At 62.9% G+C, this 24848-nt stretch carries 23 protein-coding genes; 8 read left to right on the forward strand and 15 right to left on the reverse strand.

Translation table 11 applies throughout. The features are described from left to right. The first annotated feature begins 132 nt into the window (after positions 1-132). The gene (locus ACQKIK_RS17595) at positions 133-777 is read left to right on the forward strand and encodes an HAD family hydrolase (protein WP_499136893.1); all 645 of its coding nucleotides are present in this window, start codon (positions 133-135) and stop codon (positions 775-777) included. A 6-nt stretch (positions 778-783) separates the two neighbouring features. Here ACQKIK_RS17595 and ACQKIK_RS17600 read toward each other — a convergent pair whose 3' ends face one another. The 5 genes from ACQKIK_RS17600 to ACQKIK_RS17620 all read right to left on the reverse strand — a co-directional run bounded on the left by ACQKIK_RS17600 (position 784) and on the right by ACQKIK_RS17620 (position 7231). Continuing rightward, positions 784-2718 carry a metallophosphoesterase family protein gene (locus ACQKIK_RS17600; protein WP_499136895.1) on the reverse strand — a complete coding sequence of 645 codons (1935 nt, stop codon included), beginning with the start codon at positions 2716-2718 and terminating at the stop codon, positions 784-786. Positions 2719-3251: 533 nt separating this feature from the next. After that, on the reverse strand, positions 3252-3833 hold the full coding sequence (locus tag ACQKIK_RS17605; protein WP_499136896.1) for an RBBP9/YdeN family alpha/beta hydrolase: 582 nt from the start codon (positions 3831-3833) through the stop codon (positions 3252-3254). A gap of 178 nt (positions 3834-4011) precedes the next feature. Continuing rightward, positions 4012-4734, reverse strand: a complete 723-nt coding sequence (locus ACQKIK_RS17610) for a ferritin-like domain-containing protein (protein ID WP_045422821.1) — start codon at positions 4732-4734, stop codon at positions 4012-4014. Between the two features lie 11 nt (positions 4735-4745). Further along, positions 4746-5921, reverse strand: coding sequence for a hypothetical protein (locus ACQKIK_RS17615; RefSeq protein WP_499136897.1), 1176 nt, complete (start codon positions 5919-5921; stop codon positions 4746-4748). A gap of 251 nt (positions 5922-6172) precedes the next feature. Then, entirely contained in the window at positions 6173-7231 is a 1059-nt protein-coding gene (locus tag ACQKIK_RS17620; RefSeq protein ID WP_499137035.1) for an aminopeptidase, read from the reverse strand. 124 nt (positions 7232-7355) lie between these two features. Between ACQKIK_RS17620 and ACQKIK_RS17625 the strand changes: the two genes are divergently transcribed. From ACQKIK_RS17625 to ACQKIK_RS17640, 4 genes are all read left to right on the forward strand, one after another. After that, a complete protein-coding gene (locus tag ACQKIK_RS17625) occupies positions 7356-7781 on the forward strand; it encodes a PA0061/PA0062 family lipoprotein (RefSeq protein ID WP_046163419.1) in 426 nt (141 codons plus the stop codon). A 120-nt stretch (positions 7782-7901) separates the two neighbouring features. After that, positions 7902-8312, forward strand: coding sequence for a PA0061/PA0062 family lipoprotein (locus ACQKIK_RS17630; RefSeq protein ID WP_463288097.1), 411 nt, complete (start codon positions 7902-7904; stop codon positions 8310-8312). A gap of 25 nt (positions 8313-8337) precedes the next feature. Then, positions 8338-9333, forward strand: a complete 996-nt coding sequence (locus ACQKIK_RS17635; protein ID WP_499136898.1) for an LLM class flavin-dependent oxidoreductase — start codon at positions 8338-8340, stop codon at positions 9331-9333. 211 nt (positions 9334-9544) lie between these two features. Further along, positions 9545-10909 (forward strand): cation:proton antiporter, encoded by a 1365-nt coding sequence (locus tag ACQKIK_RS17640; protein WP_499136899.1) that lies wholly within the window; start codon positions 9545-9547, stop codon positions 10907-10909. A 69-nt stretch (positions 10910-10978) separates the two neighbouring features. On the opposite strand, the gene ACQKIK_RS17645 is transcribed toward ACQKIK_RS17640, so the two are convergent. The 6 genes from ACQKIK_RS17645 to ACQKIK_RS17670 all read right to left on the reverse strand — a co-directional run bounded on the left by ACQKIK_RS17645 (position 10979) and on the right by ACQKIK_RS17670 (position 17144). Next, positions 10979-11194, reverse strand: a complete 216-nt coding sequence (locus ACQKIK_RS17645) for a dodecin (protein WP_045422835.1) — start codon at positions 11192-11194, stop codon at positions 10979-10981. A 360-nt stretch (positions 11195-11554) separates the two neighbouring features. Beyond that, positions 11555-11770 carry a KTSC domain-containing protein gene (locus ACQKIK_RS17650; RefSeq protein ID WP_241529759.1) on the reverse strand — a complete coding sequence of 72 codons (216 nt, stop codon included), beginning with the start codon at positions 11768-11770 and terminating at the stop codon, positions 11555-11557. Further along, a complete protein-coding gene (locus tag ACQKIK_RS17655; protein ID WP_499136901.1) occupies positions 11767-13566 on the reverse strand; it encodes an ABC transporter ATP-binding protein in 1800 nt (599 codons plus the stop codon). Before ACQKIK_RS17655 ends, ACQKIK_RS17650 begins: the two co-directional genes overlap by 4 nt. Continuing rightward, the gene (locus tag ACQKIK_RS17660; RefSeq protein ID WP_499136902.1) at positions 13563-14717 is read right to left on the reverse strand and encodes a glycoside hydrolase family 1 protein; all 1155 of its coding nucleotides are present in this window, start codon (positions 14715-14717) and stop codon (positions 13563-13565) included. The genes ACQKIK_RS17655 and ACQKIK_RS17660 overlap by 4 nt, the downstream gene beginning before the upstream one ends. 13 nt (positions 14718-14730) lie before the next feature. Next, positions 14731-15972 (reverse strand): UDP-galactopyranose mutase, encoded by a 1242-nt coding sequence (gene glf, locus ACQKIK_RS17665; RefSeq protein WP_499136903.1) that lies wholly within the window; start codon positions 15970-15972, stop codon positions 14731-14733. Beyond that, the gene (locus ACQKIK_RS17670; RefSeq protein ID WP_499136904.1) at positions 15960-17144 is read right to left on the reverse strand and encodes a glycosyltransferase family 1 protein; all 1185 of its coding nucleotides are present in this window, start codon (positions 17142-17144) and stop codon (positions 15960-15962) included. Before ACQKIK_RS17670 ends, glf begins: the two co-directional genes overlap by 13 nt. A 407-nt stretch (positions 17145-17551) precedes the next feature. Here ACQKIK_RS17670 and galE point away from each other — a divergent pair, with 407 nt between their 5' ends. Beyond that, positions 17552-18622, forward strand: a complete 1071-nt coding sequence (gene galE, locus ACQKIK_RS17675) for a UDP-glucose 4-epimerase GalE (protein WP_499136905.1) — start codon at positions 17552-17554, stop codon at positions 18620-18622. 31 nt (positions 18623-18653) lie between these two features. Here galE and ACQKIK_RS17680 read toward each other — a convergent pair whose 3' ends face one another. From ACQKIK_RS17680 to ACQKIK_RS17695, 4 genes are all read right to left on the reverse strand, one after another. Continuing rightward, on the reverse strand, positions 18654-20045 hold the full coding sequence (locus tag ACQKIK_RS17680) for a S8 family serine peptidase (RefSeq protein WP_499136906.1): 1392 nt from the start codon (positions 20043-20045) through the stop codon (positions 18654-18656). A gap of 239 nt (positions 20046-20284) precedes the next feature. Continuing rightward, a complete protein-coding gene (locus tag ACQKIK_RS17685) occupies positions 20285-20947 on the reverse strand; it encodes a NirD/YgiW/YdeI family stress tolerance protein (protein ID WP_499136907.1) in 663 nt (220 codons plus the stop codon). A gap of 140 nt (positions 20948-21087) precedes the next feature. Continuing rightward, positions 21088-21417: a hypothetical protein gene (locus ACQKIK_RS17690; RefSeq protein ID WP_046163407.1), complete on the reverse strand. Its 330-nt coding sequence runs from the start codon at positions 21415-21417 to the stop codon at positions 21088-21090. A gap of 313 nt (positions 21418-21730) precedes the next feature. Next, positions 21731-22615 carry a LysR family transcriptional regulator gene (locus ACQKIK_RS17695; RefSeq protein ID WP_127838073.1) on the reverse strand — a complete coding sequence of 295 codons (885 nt, stop codon included), beginning with the start codon at positions 22613-22615 and terminating at the stop codon, positions 21731-21733. 132 nt (positions 22616-22747) lie between these two features. On the opposite strand from ACQKIK_RS17695, the gene trpB reads away from it, so the two are divergent. Together trpB and trpA are read left to right on the forward strand one after the other, a co-directional pair. Next, entirely contained in the window at positions 22748-23959 is a 1212-nt protein-coding gene (trpB, locus tag ACQKIK_RS17700; protein ID WP_499136908.1) for a tryptophan synthase subunit beta, read from the forward strand. After that, positions 23956-24765: a tryptophan synthase subunit alpha gene (gene trpA, locus ACQKIK_RS17705; RefSeq protein ID WP_045422860.1), complete on the forward strand. Its 810-nt coding sequence runs from the start codon at positions 23956-23958 to the stop codon at positions 24763-24765. Before trpB ends, trpA begins: the two co-directional genes overlap by 4 nt. Positions 24766-24848 lie beyond the last annotated feature (83 nt).

A 24848-nucleotide genomic window follows, 5' to 3' on the forward strand; every position in this document is an offset into this window, starting at 1 on the left:
GGTGCCCGCTGATCCATTGCGCCGAGCCCACGGTTGCCGGTTGCCGGTTGCCGAGATTGCCAGGGCTCGGGTTTGCCGGCCGCGCGCCGAGTGCGGGACAATCGGCGGCCACCCAGCAGCCGGCTCGACTTCATGCATCATTCGACCATCCTCTTCGACCTCGACGGCACCCTCACCGATCCGCGAGAGGGCATCACCCGCTCGATCCAGCATGCGCTGGCCAAGCTCGGCATCGACGAGCCGGATCTGACCAAGCTCGAGCCCTTCATCGGGCCGCCGCTGCTGCAAGCCTTCATGGAGTTCTACGGCTTTGACGAAGCGCGGGCCTGGGAGGCGGTGGGGCATTACCGCGAGCGGTTCAAGACGGTCGGCCTGTACGAGAATCTGCTATTCGACGGCGTGTTGGAGATGCTCGAGCACCTGCGCGGTCAGGGTCGGACGCTCTATGTTGCGACCTCTAAACCCTCGGTGTTCGCCCGCGAGATCGCCCGGCATTTTGCCTTCGATCACCACTTCAAGGTCATCTACGGCAGTGAGCTGGATGGCACCCGCACAAACAAGATCGAGCTGATTGCGCACCTGATCGCCGAAGAAAGCCTCGATCCCGAGCACACGCTGATGATCGGCGACCGCAAGCACGACCTGATCGGCGCACACCGCAACGGCTTGCAGGCGGTGGGCGTGGGCTACGGCTTTGGCAGCCACGCCGAGCTGATGGCCGAGTCCCCGGCCTACTACTACGCGACCCTGCCAGCGCTGCGGGCTGCGTTCAGCTGATGCACGCTACTCGCGTTCAGGCGCAAAGGTCACCGGGGGCGAGCCGTCGGCGTTGATCTGCTCCACCCGTGCCGGGCGACCTTCCGCATCCAGGCGGACGCGCCCGATCCCCGAGCCGTTCCACAAGCGCTCGCCGGACCGGCTGCGACTGGGCAGCCACGGCTGGACCCGCACGCGGCGGCGCTTGGTGAACCAGTTCAGGGGCGAGCGCGGTGAATACAACCAGCGATTGAGGCGATCGAACAGGTCCAACAGACGGCGTGGAAATTCGTTCTTCACCCCGCTGCTGGTGATCTGCCAAATCTTCGGCCCTTCCGCCCGCCCGCGTACATGTACCTCGTAGGCGAAGGAGTAATGCACGTCACCGGAGAGGACAACGTAGTTGCCCGGCGTGCGGGTGTGACGAAAGATGTTGAGCATGACCTGGGCGGCGCCGCGGTGCGCCATCCAGTTTTCCGCATCGACCAGCAGGGAAAGCCCGGCCCAGCTGAACACGCGCTGGACAGTCTCGATCAGCTTGACCCCGAACATAGGCGCCGGCGAGACGATGACTACCGAGCGATGGTCGAGGATGTGCTGTTGCAGATCGGTGAGCGCCTCCCAATCCATCAGGCCCGAAGGCCGACTCAGGTTGCGCTCGTTTCGCCAGCGGCGGGTGCGGGTGTCGAGCACCACCAGCGCCGGTTCGCTGGCGATGACATAGCCCCAATCACCGCGCTTCAACACCTCGTCCACCACTTGATCATGCAGCGCACAGTCGAGCTGGCCGTCCTCGCCGCTTGCCAACAATGCCTCGACCGTCTGCAACGACGTGACACAGGCATCCGGCGCATTGCCCCAGGCCTGGCACAGCAAATAACCCAGCAGCGCATTACCGATGATGCGCCGTGAGAAGGGATGGCCGTAGGCGGTCTCCTCCCAGCGCGCACTGAGGTTCCAGTCATCGGTGATGTCGTGGTCGTCGAAGATCATCAGCGACGGCAGATGTGCCAGTCCGCGTGCCACCTGCGGCAACCCCTGGCGGAACGCGTCGATGCACTCGGCTTCGCGGGCGTAACGCTGGGCCATATCCTCGTCCAGCGGCGGCGCCTGTAGCTCGATCAAAGACCAGGGCACCGGGGACCAGACCAGCAGGTACATGGCCAGGACTTCGCCCAGCGTCACCAGATGGTTATGCGCGCTGGAGGTGGTGAATACCGGTTTCTCGACGCCACCGAAGAAGCGCTCGCGCAGCGCCTCGTTGGATTTGAACGCCGGCAGCAGTTCGGCGCGCCGGTAATAGGTGGCCGGGTGCGCCATCAGCTCTTCGCTGTTGGCCACGGTCGCGCCCTCCAGGCATTCGCCGTAGAGCCCGAGCCGGCGGATCAGCGCGTGAATGGCGACCAGCATTGGGCCCGCCACATCATCGGCGTACACCTGATCGCCGGTCATCAGCAGCGCGGCCGGCCAGCGCTCGGGCGCGTGGCGTACATCCTTGATAAGCGAATCGACGGTCACCAGCCCATCCGACGACGCGTGATGAGGCTTGCGACAGGAGCCGTGCAACAGATCGTCATAGCGCGAGCGAACGACGAAAGCCGGCCGGTCGCAGCCTTCGTGGATCAGGTGCGGCGCCCATTGAGCGATGCCCTGCTCGACGCCCTGTCCGCTGATCAGCAGGTCGTATTCGATCAGTCGGTCGATCGGCAGCGGCGTATCGAGGTGGACATCAATCAGATGCAGCCAGGCCGAGGTGCCGATGCGCAGCCGACGGCAGGCCTCCCCTTCCAACGCCAGCAAACGCGACGCGTCACCTTCGGGCTGCAGCATCAGGCGCAATGACAGGGGCTCGCGGGCGACCAGCCAGAGCACCAGTCGCCCCGCGTCGAGCCGGCGCAGCATGGGTCCGGCAAGCACAAGGGGAAGGGATGCAGCGGTGTCGGATGGTGCGGAGCTGTGCATGCAACTGCTCAATGGCGGCGGTGGAGCATGAGAGTGTAACGAATAGCGCCGGTTCGCCCTGGATCGAGGTCGAGTCGCTCGCTGGTGAGGCCGAGCCTTTGTAGGGTGGATCGCGCTTTACCGATCCACCGAGCAGAAGCCAACGGTGGATAAAAAAGCGTCAGCCACCCTACGGTCGGGCTGCTCGATCTGAGGCTCAGCCTTTGTGGGGTGAATCGCGCTTCACCGGTCCACCGAGCAGTGACCAACGGTGGATGAAAAAGCGTCATCCACCCTACGGTCGGGCTGCTCGATGTGACTCAGCCTTTGGAGGGTGAATCACGATTCACCGATCCGCCGAGCAGAGGCCAACGGTGGATAAAAAAGCGTCATCTGCCCTTCGGGCTTTGCCAGCGCTGGGTTGCTTCCGTGCATGTGGTGGGCTAAAGCCCACCCTACTTGCTGAGGCTTGGGGTCGTAGGGTGGATCACGCGGCATCGATCCACCGGGCAGTGGTCAGGTGGGTAAGAAGAGTTCCACCGATCTGAGCGCCCTCAAGCGCGCCGTTGCGCCTGCTCGACGATCAGCGTTTGCAGGCGATGGAGAAAGGCCAGCCCCTCCTCCCAGCGATGATGACCAGACTCCACGTTGATATGCCCTACCCCACTGAGCACGGTCACTTCGCTGCCCCAGGCCTTACCCATGGCCCTCGTCCGGTCGGCGCTGGCGGCGGGATCGTTGTCGGACCCCACCAGCACGCTGGGAAATGGCAGCGGCACCAGGGGCAGCGGAGCGAAGTTGCGCAGTGGCTCAGGGCACCCCGGTCGCTCGACATCCGCTGGGGCGACCAGCAATACACCCTCAACGCACCGCAACGCTTCGGGCGACGCCTGCGCCACCCAGTGCGCGACGGTGGGACAGCCGAGGCTGTGCGCGATCAGCACCACCGGCGCTGATGCCGCGACGATTCCGCGATGCAGTTCGGTCACCCAGTCGGGACGTTGCGGCTGCATCCAGTCGGCCTGCTCAATGCGCCGACTGGTGGGCAGGGTGCGCTGCCAGTGGCTCTGCCAATGGTCGTCAGGCGAGCCATGCCAGCCGGGCACGATCAGATAGTGGAACGCTCCGCGCCGCATAGGATGGCCTCTCGATGGTCGCTGAGCGGCGAGTCTATCGCCCACGGAATCTGCACCATAAAGAATAAGAATTCATTTGCTTATGCACTAAAAAATGCATCGGAAGTGCCCGAGTGACGCTGTGCCCATAAAAAAGACGCGCCCTAAGGCGCGCCAAGGTTTGAAGCGCACGCAGTACTCATTGCACCTGGCTGAGCAGGTCCTTACGCAGGAGCGATTTGATCTTCACCACATGGTCGTCTTCCTGCGCCTTGGCCTTATGGAAGCCCTTGGCGATGCGTGGGTGACCACCGGCCTCGGCCAGCTCGATCAGCAGCTCCCAGGCAGCGTTGTCTTCGAGCTCCAGCGTCAGCAAGGCATTGATGCCCTGAGCAACATTCGTCCGCGGGTCGGTCAGCACCTGCATCACGCCCATGGACTTGACGCCGACGATGTCGGCACAGGGCGTTTGCGCAGTCGGGTCGGCACCCAGGGTTTCGATCGCTTCAGCGACCATGTTCATGTGCTCGAACTCTTCGTCACGGATGTGCTGCAGCACCTGGACCAGGTCCGATTGGGCGGTTTCGAGTCCCTTGGCCTTGGCGATCATGGCGTCGTACATGCGCACGCCGCTGCGCTCGAAGGCCAGACGCTCGCCGAGCTTGTCCACCAGCAGCTCCGGGCTCTTGCCCAGCGCCATGTCGAAGGTGGATTTGAGCATGCCTTTGGCCGAACCCGGGACCGGCACCGAGCCGATGCGATCGGCTTCCTCGGCGCGGGTCGTGCGTTCGAGCATCATGCCCTTGGAATCACCCGGAACGTCCGGGTGGATCTCGTTGACGGCATCGAGCAGGCGCTTGGTGTCCTTCGGGGACATCTGCACGCCGGTGAAATTGGTGCCCAGTTTTGCTGAAGTTGCCATGTCTGTTCTCCTCAGGAAGCCTTGCGCATCTGCATGAGTTCACCGCCCGGTGCCCATTGGTAACCGGCCGACACGATGTTCGAGGCGATGCCTTCGGAATTGAGCTGGGCCCGATAATCCAAGGAGTTCTGCGGCTCCTGGCTCTTGTCGACGTACTGGGTGCCGCTGGTGCGCAGGTTGACCTCGGCGGCGAGGACCTGGCGCACAAACTCACGCTGGCTCTTGAACTCGATCATCTTCGGCAATGGGCCGCCGAGAATCTCGGCCGGATCGCGACGCTCGAGTTTCTTGAAGTGCTCGCAGGCGATGTTTAGGTGGCCCAATTCGTAATCGAGGAAGCGCTCCCACATGGCCTTGATGCGCGGGTTGGTTTCCTGCTCGGCGCAGCTGGCGTAGGCATAGACCTCCATCGCTTCGTGCACCAGCCACTTCTCCATGAAGGATTCCTGGGGGTCGGCCAACGAGCCGTACTGGGTGACGTGCTGCTCTTCGACCGACGCAATTTCGGCATACAGCTGACGTGCCAGCGGGTCGGCGAACAGCGGGCCGATGTTCATGTAGTAGTCGTGGGTCTGGTACTCAGCCGCGGTGATCATGGCCGCGTGAATCTTGGTGATGAGATCTGCCTGCTCCTTGGCATAGCTTTCGCGCAGGTCGTTATCCGGATGACGGTGGTGCTCGGAGGTCTGCCGGCCGGGAACGATGTCGGTGTAGCCCTGCAGGATATTGTTCGCGTCCTTGCCTTCGAGGCGATCTAGCATGGCTGAGTAGCGATACAGGTGGTCGAAGTCTTCCAGCAGGCCGAAGCGGTAAGTCTGCGCCTGGTAGGGGTCCGGCTCGGTCTGGGCGACGGCCGCGGTCACTTCGATCGCGACCTGCTCGTAGGCGACGGTGGTTTCCAGCGGCGAATGGTCGGCGGAGATCAGCCAGTTGACCATGGTCGCCTGGTGTTGCTCGACCCGGCGGATCTCGGCGAGCGGGCCGCGCAGCTGGCCGGTGATGCGGGCGATGCCGTGCTTGAGGCGCAACGCATCGGTTTCGATCCCGTTCATCAGGATGATGCGCACGCGGGTGAAGGCGTCGTCGTCGAGCTTGCTGATGGGCTTGCCCGCCATTTCCTTCCAGGTGAACTTTTGCTTATCGAGCGGCGTGCCCTTGTTGTCGAGAATGCCGGTTAGGTTGTCCATGGAGCCTCCGTTTGAACGGCTTGTATTGGTTCGGCGTACGAATTCGTACGGCCTAATCACGGGTCAGCTGAGCTGACGTCTTAAAAAAGGGACGGAGGCAAGCGGAAAAGAATTCCGTAGAACGTGAAGCGAACATGCAAAGAGTCGACAAGCGGCAGCAGCCAACCCCTTCGAACATGATCAGATGCAGCGAAGCGCAATTGGTCCCGAAACCTTGCCGCATCGGCGTTCAAGCGAAGCGGCAAGGCGTCTCAGCGAAGAGCTTCCAACTGACGCTTCCGCTCGTCGGCGGGCAGTCGGCCCAAGGCAGCGACTTGGGCATGAAAACGCGGCCAATCACCGCCGACCTGCTCGAATAACGCAGCGAAGGCAGACACCCATTGATCGTAGAGGCCGAAGGGAACCAGGCTGGCATTGTTCAGTGGCTGAGCCATCCAGCGATCGAAGCGACCATCGCCGTTCCACGGCCCGTCTCTCAGCCTCCGATAGGCCTGTCGCATGCGCATGAATTCGGCGGCCTTGGCAGCACGCATCTCCGGTTCGCTCAAACCGGATGCATAGAGCGCAGCCAAGCGCTCGCGAGTCGCCAGCGCCAGCCGGCTGAGGTCGGCGTATTGATCGCGCAGCGCCTCGCTGGACGGCGGCAGCCCATGACTGGCGCGCCACTGCCGCAGCCCTTCCCGCTCGACAAATGAGGCGTAGGATTCGTTGAACGCCGTATCGTCAGTGACATACAGCCGCTGATGCGCCAACTCGTGGAAAACCAGCCCGGCCAGCCGATCGTCGTCCCAGCGCAGCATCGAGCTGAGCAGCGGATCGTCGAACCAGCCCAGGGTCGAATAAGCCGGCACGCCGGCCACCAACGTGTCGTAGCCCTCGGCTTGCAACAGTGCCGCAGCGCCGCGGGCGCGGCCCTGTTGGTAGTAGCCGCGATAGCCCACACAACCGGCTATCGGAAAGCACTGGGTCTGCTGCGCCACGGAAAACTCCTCAGCAACGAACAGATTCCACATCACATAAGGCCGCTGGAGCTCGGCGTAGACCCGATAACTCCGATTGTCCGGAAGTGCCAAGGCACGGCTGGCGAAGCCTCTGGCCTGCAGGGCCAGGGTCAGTCGTTGGCGCAACAGCGGATCGCTTTGCGGGTTGTCGATGATCGCTGCAATGGGCTCACGCTGCCGCAGCAATTCGAGCTGGCCGACCGCCAGTTGCCCGTAGTAACTGCTGCAACCGCTCAGACCAACCGCCATCAGCAGGGGAACCCAACGCCGCTTGCGGTTGTCGACTGCGGCGATTTTCGACTTCGACATGAACAAACGCTTACCGGCTGAATGCCCCACGGGGCGATGCACGGAGCCTACAACGAAGTCCACCCAAACACCGAACACGCCGGTGCCAAACAGCCAGGCCGACACCGATCGGAGACCCAGTTCCATGCGAATCCTGATGCTTGCTCTTGCGCTATCCAGTCTGGGCGGTTGCGCCATGTGGATGCCCAAACCGGACCCGAACCAGGCCTGGGTCGACCTCGCACCGCACGGGGAGACCGAACTGGTGGCCGTGGCGGTCGATGACAAGCCGCTCGACGACAGTCGCTATTTTCAGGTCGAGCCGGGCAGTCATCAGTTGGGCATGCGCTATCGCTTCGAAGTCGGCCCGGCCGACGTAGGTCGCGACAGCGAAGCGCTGGCACGCGACTGCCGCCTGACCCTGAGCTATGACAGCTTCAATGCCGGGGCCCGCTATCGGCTGGAGGCTGGCGGCTACGGCTTCCGCCCCTGGGCCAAACTTTACGACCAGCATGACCGCGTGCTGGCCAAAGCCACTGAGCGTGGCTGCGGCGGGGTCGCTACCCGCTAGCGTTGTGTTGTGAACCGTTCTGTTGCGGTGCAGTCGTTGAAAAAGAGCACTATCTGGCTCAGGCTCATTGGCTGACCGCGACAGCAGACGCTGATCCTGCGGTTATCAGGAGGAATCACCATGCGTCTGTTATTCGCTCCATTGCTGGCGCTCGGCCTGACCGGCTGTGCCGGCCCCCTGCCCGCACCCGACCCGAACATGGCCTGGGTCGAGCTGACCGCTCAACCCAGCGACATTTTCATGTCCGACCAGCTGGACGGTGAGCGCACACCCGATGGGCGCTATTTCCAGGTCAGCCCCGGTGCGCATGAACTCGAAGCGCGCTACGAATTCGAAATCAGCAGTGGCGGCTTTGGCGATTTTGGCGACACCCAATACCTGCGCTGCACCATGGTGATCAACTACGACGATTTCCAGCCCGGCCGGCGTTACCTATTCCAGGCCCGCTCGCTGGGCTTCACCCCACAAGGCTGGCTGCGCGACGAAGACTACAACGTCCTGGCGCGCGCCGAGGCCGAGCACTGCTACTGAGCAGCCGTCAGCAAAGAGGTAGACGATGTCCCGTATCGAACACACCCGTTTCTCCACCCTGGACCTGGCGCCAATCCGCGATGACGGCGACGCCGGCCTGGCCCTGCGCAACTCGTTGGCCCTGGCGCAGCATGTCGAGAAGCTTGGCTTCGAGCGCTTCTGGGTTGCCGAGCACCACAACATGGACGGCATCGCCAGCGCCGCCACCTCGGTGCTGATCGGTTATCTGGCATCCGGCACCTCGCGGATTCGCTTGGGCGCGGGCGGCGTGATGCTGCCCAACCACGCGCCGCTGGTGGTGGCTGAACAGTTCGGCACGCTGGAGGCGCTCTACCCGGGGCGGATCGAGCTGGGCCTGGGACGCGCACCGGGCGCCGATCAGTTCACCGCCCATGCCTTGCGCCGCGACCGCATGGGCAGCGCCGATGACTTCCCTGCGGACTTGGAAGAACTGCAGCTGCTGCTTGGTCCGCGCCAGCCCAACCAACGCGTCATCGCCATGCCTGGCATGGGCAGCAATGTCCCGATCTGGCTGCTCGGCTCGAGCCTGTTCAGCGCTCAGCTGGCTGCTGCCAAAGGCCTGCCCTACGCCTTCGCTTCGCATTTCGCGCCGCGTTATATGCACGACGCGATTCGTCTGTACCGCGAGAACTTCCGCCCCTCCGAGGTGCTGGACAAGCCGTACGTCATGCTCGGCGTGCCGCTGATGGCGGCCGACACCGACGAGCAAGCCGAGTACCTGGCGACCACCGCCTATCAGCGCATCCTCGCGCTGATCCGCGGCCAAAGCCTGGTGCTGGTGCCGCCGGTGACGAGCATGCAGGGCAAATGGCTGCCCCACGAGCAGGAGGCCGTCGGCAGCTTCCTCGGCATGGCCCTGATTGGTGGTCCGGAAAAGATCCGCGCTCGTCTGGACGTCTTGCTCGAGCAAACTCAGGCTGACGAGCTGATCTTCACCTGCGACCTTTACGAAACCGCCGACCGCCACCGCGCCTTCGAAATCCTCGCCGAGCTACGTTGATCAGCAAAAGGCATCGGGGCGACACCTAGCGCCCCGTCGCACCAGCGCAACCTGTGAAAGGGCCGCCACTCGACAACCGGCCCGTGCGGGTGGCTCGCAAGCCTTCTACGAGGCCGGCAAGGCGATCGCGGCTGAACCCCATCCAATCGCGCCGATCAAAACAGCAGCCCATGCGTACTTCGGCGCGTCACGCTTGTTTGCGGAAGACTGAATGAATTTTCTCGAATGGATGGCCGTGCTCGGCATCCTGCTGTTGATCCTCGCCCTGGCATCGGCCTACCTGCGCTGGCTGCCTATCACCACGTCACTGATCTACCTTGGCTTCGGCCTGCTCATCGGCCAGCTCGGCGTCGGTTTGTGGGAGATGGAGTTCATGCACATCGCCAGCTGGATGGAGCACCTCACCGAGATCGCGGTGCTGGTGTCACTGTTCGTCAGCGGCCTCAAACTGCGCATGCCGCTGCATCACCAGGCATGGCGAAGCGCGTACATACTCGCAGGCCCGGTGATGCTCGCGTGCATCGCGGGCGTCGCCGCGCTCTGCCATTACCTGCTCGGGCTCAGCTGGGGTCTCTCGGTGCTGATCGGCGCCATCCTCGCCCCCACCGATCCGGTGCTCGCCAGCCTGGTACAGGTAAACAATTCCCGCGACAGCGATCACGTCCGCTACGGCCTGTCCGGCGAAGCCGGCTTCAACGATGGCACCGCCTTTCCGTTCGTCGTGTTCGGCCTGCTGTTAATCGAGCAGGAAACCCTGGCTAGCGGCTGGGTGAGCGAGTGGGCGCTGCATCGGCTGGTTTGGGCCGTACCGGCTGGCCTGGGGTTTGGTTATCTGCTCGGCAGGCTTATCGGCAAGCTGGCGATCTTTCTGCGCGCCCGCCACGCCGATACATCCATGTCGCCGAACGATTCACTGGCGCTTGCGCTGATCGCACTGGCTTACGTCGGCGCCGAGCTGATCGGCGCCTGGGGGTTCCTCGCGGTATTCGCGGCCGGCCTGGGGTTGCGCCATGCCGAGAAGGACGCAGCAGAGGAATCAGATACGCCATCCGAGGAGCTGATCGCCCACGCTGTACCGCACTTGGCTGAAGGCGGCCTGAGCCCGCGAGAACTGCCGCTGGAAAACGAGAAAATCGCCGAACCCAAGGTCGCCGCAGGTGTGATGGTGGGTGACATCCTGACCTTTGGCGGCCAGCTGGAGCGCAGCCTGGAAGTGCTATTGGTGACGATTCTTGGTGTGTTGGTCTCGGTGCACTGGGACTGGCGTGCGGTGCCTCTGGCGCTGGCGCTGTTCGTGGTGATCCGGCCGTTGAGCGTGTGGCTGCTGATGCCAAGCCGCTACCTGGACCGTACCCAACGCCTGACCGTCGGCTGGTTCGGCATCCGAGGCATCGGCAGCTTGTACTACCTGAGCTACGCGGTCACCCACGGCCTGTTGCCGGAAGAGGCCGAAGCGATCATCTCACTGGTGATTTCAGTGGTGGTGTTGAGCATCGTCCTGCACGGCTTGAGCACTCAGCCATTGCTACGACGTTACGAACGCAGCCGCGGCGAGGCGCCGACGGACCACGCCTGACACGGCGAGGCGAGCCGGCCTCCCAGGCAGCTGGCTGGATAGCCGCTGCCGGGCCGCCTGGACTGCAGATCAGCTGTCCGCGAGACGGAAGCCGACCTTCATGGTGACCTGGAAATGGCCGACCTTGCCGTTTTCGACATGGCCGCGGATCTCGCCGACTTCGAACCACTCGACGTTCTGCAGTTTGCTGCTGGCCTCGGCGATACCGTTCTGAATCGCTTCATCGACGCTATTGCGCGAAGAACCGACGATTTCAATCTTCTTGTACGTGTGATGATCCGACATGAATAAATCCCCTTCTGGTCTGAGGAGCCTCCGCTCGGTAATGATGCGTCCTGTTCATTGAGGCCCGCGAAGGGCCTCGGAAGTTCAGCGGAGCGGTCGATCCGCCGATGGCGGCCGGCGAATCTCAGCACCCACTACCTGGATAACTCGAAGGTTATCCGCGCGGCAGCTTACCCGTGTTGATCGACGTACAGCCGTAGGGTGGGCTTCAGCCCACCGGAACGCTCGGCCCAAGTTGGTGGGCTGAAGCCCACCCTACAACTCTGCAACCCACCGGCAGTAGGCTTCGTGCGTCTGTAGGAGCGAGCTTGCTCGCGATCCGCTTCCACTCGTAGCCCGAGTGGCAACACGCAGCGCAGGTTAATCGATACGCCGATAGGGATACTGCTGCGCCTTGAACACCTGATTGAAATACCGCCCGAGGGAATCAGCCTCCAGCAGCGCCTGCACCACGTCGGCGGGCACCTGCTCGTAGCGATACAGCGAGCCGTTATGAAACTCGACCTCCAGCGCCTGCTCGTCCGGGTCGTAACCCAAGGCGCGCAGGCTGCTCGAATTCACCGCGACTCGCTTCATACCGCCGGATCGGGCTCGTGTTTGAAGCCCTCGGCCTGCATTCGCCAAAGCGCCTCGAAAGCACCGCCGCGGCTGCGCAGCTCCATCGGTGCGCCGTCTTCGATAATCAGCCCGTTGCGCAGCACGATGATCCGATCGAAGCTCGCCAGCGTCGACAGCCGATGGGCGACCGCGACCACGGTGCGGTTGTGTACCAGATTGTTCAGCGCCGCCTGGATCTCTCCTTCCGACTGGGTATCCAGCGCTGAAGTCGCCTCGTCGAGAATCAGTATCGGTGCATCCTTGAGGAACGCCCGAGCGATACCCAGACGCTGACGCTGGCCACCGGAGAGCAGCACACCGCGCTCGCCGACCAGGGTGTCGTAGCCCTGCGGAAGCTCGCGGATGAACGCATCGCAGAAGGCCTGGCGGGCCGCTTCCTCCACTTCGCCATCGGTCGCGTCAGGGCGCCCGTAGCGGATGTTCTCGCGAATCGTCCGGTTGAACAGCGCGGTCTCCTGCGGCACCACCGCGATCTTCTCGCGCAGGCTGTTCTGGCTGACGGAGCGGACATCCTGACCGTCGATCAGGATGCGCCCGGCCTGTACGTCGTCCAGGCGTTGCAGCAACTGAATGAGGGTCGACTTGCCCGCCCCGGACGGCCCGACCACGCCGACCTTCTGCCCAGCCGGGATATGCAGATTGAGATGCTCAAAGATCATGCCGCGCTTCGGATAGCCGAAGCTGATGTCCTCGAAGGTGATGTCCCCTTCAGCCAGCAACAGCAGGGTTTCGGAGTCTTCAAGGCCGTGCGGCTGGACGATGATGCGCAGGGTGTCGTCGATGGCACCAATCTGCTGCGTGGTGTCCACCAGCGCCAAGGCCAGATCACGCGAGCCATGCAGGATACGGAAGGTCAGCGCGCTGACCAGCACCACGTCGCCAGCGGTCACCGAGCCGTCCACCCATAAAGTGATTGCCCAGACCAGCATGCCCCCGGCCATCAGCGACAGGCAGATGTCGTGGATAACGCGGGCCTTTTCCAGATACATCCAGCTGCGTCGCTGGGCCTTGGCTTCGTAGCCGATCTCGTTGGCCAGGCGCTCCGCTTCACGGTCGCGTGCGGAAAACGCCTTGATGGTCCAGACGTTGGACACCGCATCGACCAGCTCGCCGCCAACCCGCGCCGATTGCGCGGCGAAGCGTTGATGCTTGGCGCGGCCCCGAATACCGAACCCGGTGATCAGTACCGCGACGATGGCCACGAACAGGATCAGCGCAACCGCCATGCGCCAATCGACGGTCAGCAGCACCACCACCGCCCCGATGAAGTCGACGATGGGCGGCACGATCTTCCAGACCAGACCGCCGTAGATCGCCCCTGCTGCCTGGCCCAGCGCCGAGATCCGATTGCCCAGCGAACCGGCGAAATGCTCGGTGAAATAGCGCATGGGGTGACCGGTCAGGTGTTTGAACAGGTCAACCCGGATATCCACCATGCTGGCGACGACTGTTCGGCAGCCGAGCCAGCCGCCGAGACGCCAGAACACGTTTTCAATGACGATCAGGCCGATGAACAGCCCCAGCGGAAACCACACATCGGCGGCGCCCCGGTTGGAGCTGCCCTGCGCCATGGCGTCGACCAGCAGCTTCATGCCGTACTGCACCGCTACCGCGCAGGTCGCCGCACCGACGATCAGCAGCAGCAAGCCGCCGAAATGCCAGGGCCGCGCGCAAACGTAGTGCCACAAGAAGGCGACCGGCCGATCCGGCAGGAGCGGCACCAGGGGCGGTTTGCGCAGTGCCGGGGCGTTCATGAAAAGGCTTCAGCGATGTTCGAAACCGGACTCGAGTGGCTAAAGCGCGCCTGCTGCAGCCGCAGCTCATCGGCCAGCCCCTCATGCACACGGCGGTTTCCGGCTTCGTCCGGGAAGCCCAACAGCCCCACCGGGCAGTGACGGTCGTCGGTCCAGCCCGGGTAATCCACCACCGGGTACAGGCAGATCCCTTCCACCGGCACGCCACGCTGCATCGCCAGGCCGGCTTGCTCGCTGACGTAGCGCAGCCAGTCGCCGCGCACATCGCCTTCGGCGCCGGTTTCGGCGATCACGATGGGGCGCTTGTAGCGCTGCGCGATCTCGCTGAGGATGCCTTTGAAAGGACGATAGTCTGGGCTGTCCCGGCCGATGGTATTACCTGCGCCGTGATACCACTGGTTGTCGGGGTAATAGTTCACGCCGAGCAGATCAAGGTATTCCGGGGCGCCGCCGAGGCCCGGCCAGAGTTCGCCGCAGAGCATGTCCCAGGCCTCGAACTGCGATTGGCGGTAGCGCTCGGCCTCGCGCTGCGGGCCGGGCCGATCATTCGGCGCGACGACGTGAATGGCCGGTTCGACCTGGATAAAACGCGCCCGCGGTTCAACCTCGCGGATCGCCTGCATCGCGGCGATGGTGGCGCGCACCAGCTGATGCTTGAGTTCAAAGCCACGGCCGCGTGCCATGGGGTTGAAGTAGGCCTCGTCGCCGCCAGCCCAGGCCCAGAACGAGATCTCGTTCAACGGCGCGTAGAACGGCACCGTATCGGTCTCGTCTTTGATCAACTGCGCAGCCGCGGCCGCATAGCGGGCGAAGCGCTCGACGAACTGCGGTCGCCAGATGTCGATGTCGTCCGGCCAGCCGTAGTGGCACAGATCCCAGATCACCTGGGTGCCCTGGCGCCGGGCCGCCTGCAGCATTGGCAGAAAGCTCGACCAGTCGTAGCGGCCCGGTGACGTCTCGATCAGGTGCCAGCGCAGGCCGTCCCGCACGGTGTGCAAGCCGTGTCGATGCAGCACTGCGTAATCATGGGCGGCCCAGCGGTCATGCCCGGTGGCGGCAAGCAGGTCGAGGCGTCGGCCATCGCTGCGGCGGTGATTCGAGCATTCGAAGCCGCCCATAAAGAAGCTCTGAAACACGCTTGGCTGATGCATCCGAGTGCCTCTCTCAGGAGCCCTGTTCGGCCAGGGACTGACCGTGCGCCGCGCTCTCGCCCGCCGCTGGGCCACGCTCGGCCTCTTCGATGCGCTTGTACAGCGCCAGCGCCTGCCCGACTACCTGATCCATGTTGTAGTACTTGTAGGTGCCGAGGCGGCCGACGAAGGTCACGCCGGGCGTCTCGTCCGCGAGCTTCTGGTAGCGCTTGTACAGCTCGGCATTCTCCGGCCGCGGAATGGGGTAGTAAGGATCGCCCTCCGCCGACGGGTATTCGTAGGTGATGCTGGTCTTCGGGTGGACCTGCCCGGTCAGGTGCTTGTACTCGCTGATGCGCGTGTAGGGCACGTCTTCACTCGGGTAGTTGACCGTACCGACGGCCTGGAACTGCTCCTGGTCGAGCTGCTTGTGCTCGAACTTCAGCGAACGATAGGGCAGCTTGCCGAAGCGGTAGTCGAAATACTCGTCGATGGGCCCGCAGAAGATCAGGTGGTCGTACTGCACCTCGTCGCGGATCTCGCGGTAGTCGGTGTTGATCATGACTTTGATATTCGGGTGCGCGAGCATTTTCTCGAACATTTTGGTGTAGCCATGCTTGGGCATCTGCTGGAAGGTGTCGGTGAAGTAGCGGTCGTCAGTATTGGTTCGCGTCGGGATGCGCGAGGTGACCGATTTGTCCAGCTGCGACGGGTCCAGCCCCCACTGCTTGCGGGTGTAGCCGCGGAAGAACTTCTGGTACAGCTCACGGCCGATTCCGTTGATCACCACGTCCTCGCTGGTCTGGATGTCTTCCACCGGCTCGGCGCGACTGGCGAGGAAGTCCGCCGCTTCCTGTTCGGTGGTCATGTTCAGACCGTAGAGCTTGTTCAGTGTGGTCATGTTGATCGGGATCGGCACTTCCTGACCATCCACCTGCGCCAATACACGATGCTCGTAAGGCCGCCACTCGGTGAACCGCGACAGGTAGTCGACGATGCGCTGAGCGTTGGTGTGGAAGATGTGCGGGCCGTAGCGGTGGATCAATACGCCGGCTTCGTCGTAGTGATCGTAGGCATTGCCGCCGACATGGGGCCGCCGGTCGACCACCAGCACGCGCTTGTTGAGCCCGGCAGCCAGGCGCTCGGCCAGCACGCTGCCGGCGAAACCGGCGCCGACGATCAGGTAGTCGAAGCCGCGGCGGCCATGGGATGAGCCGTCGCTGGCCCCGCCGCCTGCGTAGTCGGGATTGCTGTCTCGCAGGCTCACTTCGCGCATTGCATCTTCTCCTTCATCAGCGCCCAGGTGTGGTCCCAGGACATGTCGCCGAGAATTTCGTCAGCGGTCTTCAACAAACGGTCGCGGTCTTCAGTATCGGCCAGTGCCTTTTCCACGGACGCGATGAACGCATCGGGTGTATCAGCGATGTAGACGATCTGGGTGTCGCCATAGGTGCGCACCACGTCCTTGATCGGCGTGGACACCACGGGCCGGCCGCCGGCCAGGTATTCAGGAGTCTTGGTCGGGCTGATAAAACGGGTCGACTCGTTCATCGCGAACGGCATGATGGCCACGTCCCAGCCGGCCAGGTATTTGGGCAACTCGTCGTACGTCTTACCGCCCAGGTAGTGGATGTTGTCGCGCTGCGGCAGCTCCGCCGGATCGATCTTGACCACTGGCCCAACCAGCACGAACTGCCAGTCAGGGCGTTTTTCCGCCATGTCGGCCACCAGTTCGATATCGAAACGCTCGTCAATCACGCCGTAGAAGCCCAGCCGTGGATGAGGGATCTCGGCCTGGTCGTCGGGGTCGGCCTGAGTCCGCCTGGCCTCGGCGAAGTGCGCCACGTCGACGCTGCTGGGAAAGGCGAATACGTTGTCGTGCAGTTCGCGCTTGGCTTCCCAGATGCTGTAGCCACCCGTGAAGACCAGATCAGCGCGCTCGAGCAACTCACGCTCGCGTTGCACCAGCTCCGGCGGTGCGCCACGGAATGCCGAGAGTTCGTCCATGCAGTCGTAGACGGTGAGCTTGGGCTTCAGGTGGCCGGCATAACCGAGCGCCATCGGCGTGTAGTACCAGAGCATCAGCTCATTGACGCCGAGCTTTTCCAGATAGCCGTCGAGCAGATCGCGCTGCACGCGCAGCGCCGCCTCGCCCTCGCAACCCTGTGGCAGACGCGGAATCAGTACCTGGACACCATTTTCCTCGGGCCGTACCTCCAGCCAGGGCTGGGCGTCTTCGGTCGGGATCGGCTCTTCGGCAAACAGCACGTTGAAGTCACGGGCGAAGCGCGACATCAGGTGCTGCGGGCGCTGATAGACGAAGCTCCAGCGCAAATGGGAAAGACACAACAAGGTCGGCACCAGTTCATCGAAGATGACTTCAGGTGGCGTCGCTTGTTTATTGGGGGATTTGCCAATTTCGTATTGGTAGGGGCCGGCCCAGCTCATGGAAACCTCGTAAAGGGTGGCAATGCCCTCCAGAGTCCCTTCTGCCGCATCGCATAGGCCTGCGCAGCCCGCGCAAAGCAAAACCTGATGGCGCTCGGTGGCAGAAACGACCAATCCGCGAGCGCTGTCCGCCGGCTATGGACGACAGCTGATGAGCCAAGGTTCCCGATGCCCTACTGCAGAGGTCGGTCATCGGGTGACTGCCGTTTCGTTGGAACTTGCTCACACCTTCCCCCGTCCCTATCACAGGACGCCTGTTTCACCCCGGCATCGGTGCTGTGTGCTTCCTGCAGTCAGTACCGCCCGATTCGCCGACTCAACCCTGGAGATGCTTGCAGCGGCCGCGCTCATACGGTCAGCCGTGCGCTCCCGTGTGCGTCAGATAATTCGGTTCATGAGGTAGAGACATGATTCTCGTCACGGGTGGTGCTGGTTATATCGGGTCCCATGCGGTGCTTGAGCTCCTGCTGGCTGGCCATGAAGTGCTGGTGTTGGACGACCTCAGCAACAGTTCGAAAGTGGCACTGGATCGCGTGGAGCATTTGGCTGGCCGTACGCTGCAGTTCATCAAGGGTGACGTGCGAAACCGCTCGCTGCTCAAGGCGCTGTTTGCCTCTTACCCCATCACGGCGGTGCTGCACTTTGCCGGTCTCAAGGCGGTCGGTGAAAGCGTGCGCGAACCGCTGCGCTATTACGAAACCAACGTCAGCGGCAGCATCGCGTTGTGTCAGGCCATGGCCGAAGCCGGCGTCTTCAAGTTGGTGTTCAGCTCATCGGCGACTGTCTACGGCGACTCACCCAAGATGCCGATCACCGAGAACTGCCCCACCGGCATTCCAACCAACCCCTACGGCCAATCCAAGTTGATGGCGGAGAACGTGCTGAAAGGGCTGGCCGAATCCGACCCGCGCTGGTCGATTGCACTGCTGCGCTACTTCAATCCGATTGGCGCTCACGAGTCTGGCCTTATCGGCGAAGACCCCAACGGCATCCCCAATAACCTGCTGCCCTACATGCTGCAGGTAGCGGTGGGCCGTCGTAAGCAATTGAACGTATACGGAGCGGACTACCCGACGCCGGACGGCACGGGAGTGCGGGATTACATTCACGTGGTGGATCTGGCCAAGGGGCACCTCAAGGCACTGGAGCGCCTCGACCTGGTTCATGGTGTTTCCACGTGGAACCTCGGCACCGGCCGGGGCTACTCGGTACGCCAGATGATCACCGCGTTTGAAGAAGTGATCGGCAGACCACTCCCCCATGTGTTCAAGGCGCGCCGACCGGGTGACGCCGCGCAGTGCTGGTCGGATCCGAGCAAGGCCAGTGACGATCTGGGCTGGAAAGCGGAGCGTGACCTGCTGGTAATGCTGACCGACGCCTGGCACTGGCAGAGCCGCAACCCGCAGGGTTATGGAACGGACAAGCCAGCGGCCAAGGCTCCGATGGCGGCGAACAGCAATACCGCCATGGCCAGCTGAGCACCCACCACGCGGGTGCTCAGCGTGCGTCTTACGGTGCGCTGCAGTTCAGTTCAGCGCGGATTTTCGAAACATCGAGCCGGCGGTTCTGCTGTACCGCCCCGGTGAGCTGCGGGTCGATCACCGCGGTGCGCAGCAGCGCCTCGCGGATCTGCGCGCTGCTGGCACAGGGGTTCAGCGAGGCATACAGCGCCGCCGCACCGGTCACGTGAGGCGCCGCCATGGAGGTGCCGCTCATGTAGGCGAAGCCGGCCGCGCCAGTTGAAGTCGGCACCGTCGAAACGATGTCGACGCCCGGCGCGGCGATATGGACGTTGTTCACGCCATAGTTCGAGAAGCCCGCGCGACGGCCGTTCTGGTCGATCGCACCCACCGAAATTACGTTTGGCAGGTTGTAGCTGGCTGGGTAGCTCGGCGTGCTATCGATATTCAGCCCACTGTTGCCCGCAGCTGCGATGAACAAAATGTTTGCGTTGCCAGCCGCCTGAATGGCGTCATACAGCGCCTGCGAGTATCCGCCACCGCCCCATGAGTTGTTGGTGGCGACCAGGTTGATCTTCTTCGCCAGCTTCAGTTGCGTCAGGTAGTTGATGGCCTTGACGGCTCCCGCTGTAGTACCGCCATTGGCACCGAGGAACTTGGCGGAAATCAGCTTTGCGCTCGGGCAAACACCGAACACACCGGCGCCATTGTTCGCCACGGCCCCGACCGTGCCGGCGACATGCGTACCGTGATCGTCAGCCGGGCCGTCGTACACACTGGCGTTGTTGGCGGCAAAGTCCCAGCCGTAGATGTCGTCGGCAAAACCGTTGCGGTCATTGTCCTTGCGGTCGGCGCGAGTGCCCTCGCCTGGGTTGACCCAGACGTTGGCGCGCAGATCGCCATGCGTCGTCATCACACCTTCGTCGATGATGCCCACGTGAACTTTGTTGGAACACAGCGCGCCGGCGTTCCAGCTCGCCAGCGCACCGCTGCCATACGGGGAAGCAGGTGACGTCGTGGCGCCCTGCATGCCCCAGAGCATGTTGATGCCCGGGTCATTGGGGTTGGCCAGTTGGGTGTTGTAGATCCAGTTGGGCTCGACGTATTCGACCGCAGGATCAGCCGCCAGCTGTGCGATCAACGCGGCGTCTACCTTCTTGCCTTTACCCAGCCGCGCCCGGACCAGATCACCCTTGGCATCCTTGCGCGCTGCCTTATCGAGCAGTTTCTGGGTCGCTTTTGCGTTCCGCTTGGTAAGCGCTGCCGTCATTGCCGCTTCAGATGCACCTGATTTGAATTGAACCAGCAACTCGCCTTCGACAAAGGGTCGACCGGCTTTGAGCGAAGCATCAACCGCAGGGTTGGGCTTGGCGGCTAGCTGTTCTGCTCCGGCCGCGAGCAGCGCACACATCACGATACCGACACGCTTTTTATAGACCATCACTGTTCTCCCGAACGACTACAGACAGTCCCACGCACAGGCAACATGGCCGCTCGGTGGGTGTTTGAACTGTATCGGCAATGATGGTGTCGATTTAGTGGCACCGGACGAGTGGCGCAGCCGTTCATCGGCAACGACGGTGAGTTACGTCAGCTACCGCGGCTGGACGCTTTCCAAAAAAAACCCGCTTCGCAGAAGCGAAACGGGCGAAACAGGAGATGACGCGCGTAGGTCGCTAACTAGCTATTCTGCTCTTGCTGGCTGTCATCGGAAATCGTGATGATCGACTTCGCGTTGAACTCACGATTGCCAAAGAAGGCAGGGTCCATTTGTCCCATGACACTGATGCGGTCGCCCTTCTCGACCTGCTGGAAACCGTCCTTGTCCAAGGGGTTATAGGACATGGTGAGGGTATTGATGGTCAGCGAGCCGTCACCCGTATCGAGGGTGAGTTCTCGATCCTTGACCGATTGCACGGTGCCCTGAATCGTGGTTTCGGCAGAGGGCACAAAGGTCGCGGTCCGCCATGGCGTTTCTTCATCGTTGGCGCTGGCGAAGAAGAAGCTGTTCAGGCCCTCGACGTAAACACTGTTGGCCTCGATCGACGTCACTTCGAATATGTCGTCATCCACATCACCATAGACCGTGACCTTGTCCCCGGCTTTCAAGGCGGTGCCTTCGGAATACCAGTCCCAGTCGTCCATCTCGACGATGATGCTGCCCTTGCCGTAGTCCAGCATGAAGGAATCGGGCTTCACCGACTCTACGGTGCCGTTCAGGCTGATCCAGGTCCCATCGTGCTTCTGGTAAGGGCTAGGGGCATTACCCGATTCCGCTGCAAGTGGAGCAGTCGCGAATCCGGCGATAGCGGTTGCAATCAGGGTTTTCGTAATCGTGTTCATGGAAACCTCTCTTGCGATAGGTTCTTTGCAGAGCGACAGACCTAACTCCAACGCTCACGAGATACTGCTAGGCGAGCGGCCCGCACCATGAAAAGACCGCCAGTACATCAGTGGTCTTTCATGGATGCAGAGCGGATACGTTAGATATCCAGCCAGCCACCATCACCCGCGTCGTCATAGAAGGCGTTGTATTCCGTCTCGTTCCAATCGCCGCTATCGTCGGCGTCATAGGCGTCGTACAGACCTTGTCCGTACTCGTTGTTGGAGAGCATGCCGTCCTTGTCGCTGTCCCAGCTGGTGAACAAGGCGTCGTTATCGAAACCGGTGTCCCATTCGCCCATGGTGACCACGCCGGAATTGTCTTTATCCCATACGCCGAAATCGCCTACTTCCGCGAAGGCCGGAGCGCTGGCCGCCATGGCCGTTGCGAGTGCGATACCACCGAGCATTGTGTGAAGTTTGTTAGTCATCGTGCTTCTCCTCTGTGATTGATTGGAAGTCAGCACCAGAGGATGGCGCTCACATAAATACCGAGCGCCCGGGCCGTTTGTGAGTTCATGAAAATCGAGTAATCAGCCGTCGAGCGCCTTACCGATACGAATCAGGCGAAACGCCGATTGCGCTTCTGGTGCGGGTTGCGGAAAAGTTGCCGAGTGGACCCGCGAGGATGTTACGAAATCTTACGAGACGAACCGCTACGAGCGCCGCGCTAGCGTTCCGCCCAGGGGTCATCGAAGTCAAAAACCGCTCGATCTTTCACGTGGCACCTAGGGTGGGGCTTCATCAAGCCAGCTGCTGGCGCAACCAGTCCGCCAATCGCTCAGCGCGTCGATCCGTGCGCCGTGACGGCACCCACAGCGACAGCCGCGCCCGGGTTTCGACGAATCCCCAAGGCGCCAGCAAGCGGCCCTGGCGCAGGTCATCGGCCACCAATTGCTGCGGTGCGATGGCAACACCCAGCCCGGCCAGCGCCGCTTCCAGCAAAAAGTAGAGATGCTCGAAGCCCTGCCCCATGCGCAACATGCTGGGATCAAGCCCATTGCCCTGGGCCCAGGCGGGCCACGCCTGCGGACGCGACGCGGTGTAGAGCAGCGCTTCGTTGAACAGCACCGACGGCGGTGCCTGGCGCAACGCCGCACAGTTCGGATGATGCGGGCTCAGTACCGGACCGATGCATTCGGTGGCCAGCTCGAATACCTGCATATCGGCTGGCCACGGCGGCTCGGCATATAGCAGCGTGGCGTCCAACCCCGGCCTGCGCGGGTCCAGTTCGCCCTCGCTGGCGGACAGTTGCAAATGCAGATCCGGCAGGTCGCGGTTGAGCCTGTCCAGCCGCGGAATGAACCAGCGCGCCAGCAGGCTGCCCGGACAGCCGAGCACGAACGGCGCATCGGCGGTCTGCTGGCGCAGCTCGGCGCAGCTGTCGCGCAACCGCTCGAACGCCTCGCCTGCTGCATCACGCAACCGCAGCCCCGCATCGGTGAGTTTTACGCCGCGACCTTCCTTGCTGAACAGCGCCACGCCAAGGTCGTCTTCGAGCAACCGGATCTGCCGGCTGACGGCTCCGTGGGTCACGCTGAGTTCCGCTGCCGCTTGGCTTACGCTCTGCAATCGAGCGGCCGCTTCGAAAGCGCGAAGTGCATTGAGGGGAGGAAGGGCTTGGCTCATTAGTGAGTTTTCCTGACAGGTCGAGGCGATCTTATCGCTTTTTATCCGGGCCAGAGTCGGTTAATTTTCCGCCCATCGCGCAATCCTTACTCGCGTCTGGATGGCCGCCACCCTTTTCCGCAGGAGATCACCATGACCTCATTCCGCAGCGGCCCTGATGCCAAGGGCCTGTTTGGCCACTTTGGCGGTCAGTACGTCGCCGAAACCCTGATGCCGCTCATCCATGAGCTGGCCGCCGAGTACGAAAAAGCCAAGACCGATCCGGAGTTTGCCAAGGAACTCGCGTACTTCCAGCGCGACTATGTCGGCCGCCCTTCTCCGCTGTACTACGCCGAGCGCCTGACTGAGTTCTGCGGCGGCGCCAAGATCTACCTCAAGCGCGAAGAGCTGAATCACACCGGCGCGCACAAGATCAACAACTGCATCGGCCAGATCCTCCTGGCGCGGCGCATGGGCAAGCAGCGCATCATCGCCGAGACCGGCGCCGGCATGCACGGCGTGGCCACCGCTACCGTCGCCGCACGCTTCGGCATGCAGTGCGTGATCTACATGGGCACCACCGACATCGAGCGCCAGCAGGCCAACGTCTTCCGCATGAAGCTGCTCGGCGCCACGGTGATCCCGGTCACCGCCGGCACCGGCACCCTGAAAGACGCGATGAACGAAGCCCTGCGCGACTGGGTGACCAACATCCACGACACCTTCTACCTGATCGGCACCGTCGCCGGCCCGCACCCCTACCCGGCCATGGTTCGCGATTTCCAGTCCGTGATCGGCAAGGAAACCCGTGACCAGATGATGGCGCAAGAAGGTCGCCTGCCCGATTCGCTGGTGGCCTGCATCGGTGGCGGCTCCAACGCCATGGGCCTGTTCCATCCGTTCCTTGACGATAAAGAAGTCAAGATCATCGGCGTTGAAGCGGCCGGCCATGGCATCGAATCCGGCAAGCATGCCGCCAGTCTCAACGGCGGCGTGCCGGGCGTGCTGCACGGCAACCGCACCTTCCTGCTGCAGGACGACGACGGTCAGATCATCGACGCCCACTCGATCTCCGCCGGCCTCGACTACCCCGGCATCGGCCCGGAGCACGCCTGGTTGCATGACATCGGCCGCGTCGAATACACCTCGGTGACCGACGACGAAGCCCTGGCTGCGTTCCACAAGTGCTGTCGCCTGGAAGGGATCATCCCGGCCCTGGAAAGCGCCCACGCGCTGGCTGAAGTCTTCAAGCGCGCCCCCGGCCTGCCGAAGGATCACCTGATGGTGATCAACCTCTCCGGCCGCGGCGACAAGGACATGCAGACCGTCATGCACCACTACGACGAACAGGAAGAACATATATGAGCCGTTTGCAGACGCGCTTCGACCAGCTGAAACAGGAAAACCGCGCGGCCCTGGTGACCTTCGTCACCGGCGGCGACCCGGACTACGCCACCTCGCTGGCCATCCTCAAGGGCCTGCCAGACGCCGGCGCCGACGTCATCGAACTGGGCATGCCCTTCACCGACCCGATGGCCGACGGCCCGGCGATCCAGCTCGCGAACATCCGCGCCCTGGCGGCCAAGCAGGACTTGGCGAAAACCCTGCAAATGGTTCGCGAATTTCGCGAGGGCAATCAGACCACGCCGCTGGTGCTGATGGGCTACTTCAACCCCATCCACAAGATGGGCGTCGAACGCTTCCTTGCCGAGGCGGTGGAAGCAGGCGTCGACGGCCTGATCGTCGTTGACCTGCCGCCGGAGCATAACGAAGACCTCTGCGACCCGGCCCAGGCCGCGGGCATCGACTTCATCCGCCTGACCACCCCGACCACCGACGACAAGCGCCTGCCGACCGTGCTCAACGGCAGCTCGGGCTTCGTCTACTACGTCTCGGTGGCCGGTGTGACCGGTGCCGGTTCGGCAACGCTGGAACACGTCGAAGAAGCCGTGGCCCGCCTCAAGCGCCACACCGATCTGCCGTTGTGCATCGGCTTCGGCATCCGCACCCCGGACCAGGCCGCTGCCATCGCCCGACTGGCCGATGGCGTGGTGGTGGGCTCGGCGCTGATCGACCAGATCGCCAATGCCGAAACCTCTGAACAAGCCGTCAAGGGCGTGCTCGGTCTGTGCCGTGAGTTGAGCGAAGGGGTGCGGGGCGCTCGCGGCTAAGCTCTCTCGCAAAACGAACCTAAAGCCGCTGCACCATGATCTGGGCAGCGGCTTTTTCGTTTCAGCCGTAAGCCATCTCCCCT

The sequence above is a fragment of the Pseudomonas sp. NPDC047961 genome, from assembly GCF_050272435.1.
Taxonomy (GTDB): Bacteria; Pseudomonadota; Gammaproteobacteria; order Pseudomonadales; family Pseudomonadaceae; genus Stutzerimonas.

Excerpts from the sequence above, each read along its gene's own strand:
- ACQKIK_RS17595 (WP_499136893.1), top strand. The coding sequence starts at position 133 with ATGCATCATTCGACCATCCTCTTCGACCTCGACGGCACCCTCACCGAT.
- ACQKIK_RS17600 (WP_499136895.1), bottom strand. The coding sequence starts at position 2,718 with ATGCACAGCTCCGCACCATCCGACACCGCTGCATCCCTTCCCCTTGTG.
- ACQKIK_RS17605 (WP_499136896.1), bottom strand. The coding sequence starts at position 3,833 with ATGCGGCGCGGAGCGTTCCACTATCTGATCGTGCCCGGCTGGCATGGC.
- ACQKIK_RS17610 (WP_045422821.1), bottom strand. The coding sequence starts at position 4,734 with ATGGCAACTTCAGCAAAACTGGGCACCAATTTCACCGGCGTGCAGATG.
- ACQKIK_RS17615 (WP_499136897.1), bottom strand. The coding sequence starts at position 5,921 with ATGGACAACCTAACCGGCATTCTCGACAACAAGGGCACGCCGCTCGAT.
- ACQKIK_RS17620 (WP_499137035.1), bottom strand. The coding sequence starts at position 7,231 with ATGTCGAAGTCGAAAATCGCCGCAGTCGACAACCGCAAGCGGCGTTGG.
- ACQKIK_RS17625 (WP_046163419.1), top strand. The coding sequence starts at position 7,356 with ATGCGAATCCTGATGCTTGCTCTTGCGCTATCCAGTCTGGGCGGTTGC.
- ACQKIK_RS17630 (WP_463288097.1), top strand. The coding sequence starts at position 7,902 with ATGCGTCTGTTATTCGCTCCATTGCTGGCGCTCGGCCTGACCGGCTGT.
- ACQKIK_RS17635 (WP_499136898.1), top strand. The coding sequence starts at position 8,338 with ATGTCCCGTATCGAACACACCCGTTTCTCCACCCTGGACCTGGCGCCA.
- ACQKIK_RS17640 (WP_499136899.1), top strand. The coding sequence starts at position 9,545 with ATGAATTTTCTCGAATGGATGGCCGTGCTCGGCATCCTGCTGTTGATC.
- ACQKIK_RS17645 (WP_045422835.1), bottom strand. The coding sequence starts at position 11,194 with ATGTCGGATCATCACACGTACAAGAAGATTGAAATCGTCGGTTCTTCG.
- ACQKIK_RS17650 (WP_241529759.1), bottom strand. The coding sequence starts at position 11,770 with ATGAAGCGAGTCGCGGTGAATTCGAGCAGCCTGCGCGCCTTGGGTTAC.
- ACQKIK_RS17655 (WP_499136901.1), bottom strand. The coding sequence starts at position 13,566 with ATGAACGCCCCGGCACTGCGCAAACCGCCCCTGGTGCCGCTCCTGCCG.
- ACQKIK_RS17660 (WP_499136902.1), bottom strand. The coding sequence starts at position 14,717 with ATGCATCAGCCAAGCGTGTTTCAGAGCTTCTTTATGGGCGGCTTCGAA.
- glf (WP_499136903.1), bottom strand. The coding sequence starts at position 15,972 with ATGCGCGAAGTGAGCCTGCGAGACAGCAATCCCGACTACGCAGGCGGC.
- ACQKIK_RS17670 (WP_499136904.1), bottom strand. The coding sequence starts at position 17,144 with ATGAGCTGGGCCGGCCCCTACCAATACGAAATTGGCAAATCCCCCAAT.
- galE (WP_499136905.1), top strand. The coding sequence starts at position 17,552 with ATGATTCTCGTCACGGGTGGTGCTGGTTATATCGGGTCCCATGCGGTG.
- ACQKIK_RS17680 (WP_499136906.1), bottom strand. The coding sequence starts at position 20,045 with ATGGTCTATAAAAAGCGTGTCGGTATCGTGATGTGTGCGCTGCTCGCG.
- ACQKIK_RS17685 (WP_499136907.1), bottom strand. The coding sequence starts at position 20,947 with ATGAACACGATTACGAAAACCCTGATTGCAACCGCTATCGCCGGATTC.
- ACQKIK_RS17690 (WP_046163407.1), bottom strand. The coding sequence starts at position 21,417 with ATGACTAACAAACTTCACACAATGCTCGGTGGTATCGCACTCGCAACG.
- ACQKIK_RS17695 (WP_127838073.1), bottom strand. The coding sequence starts at position 22,615 with ATGAGCCAAGCCCTTCCTCCCCTCAATGCACTTCGCGCTTTCGAAGCG.
- trpB (WP_499136908.1), top strand. The coding sequence starts at position 22,748 with ATGACCTCATTCCGCAGCGGCCCTGATGCCAAGGGCCTGTTTGGCCAC.
- trpA (WP_045422860.1), top strand. The coding sequence starts at position 23,956 with ATGAGCCGTTTGCAGACGCGCTTCGACCAGCTGAAACAGGAAAACCGC.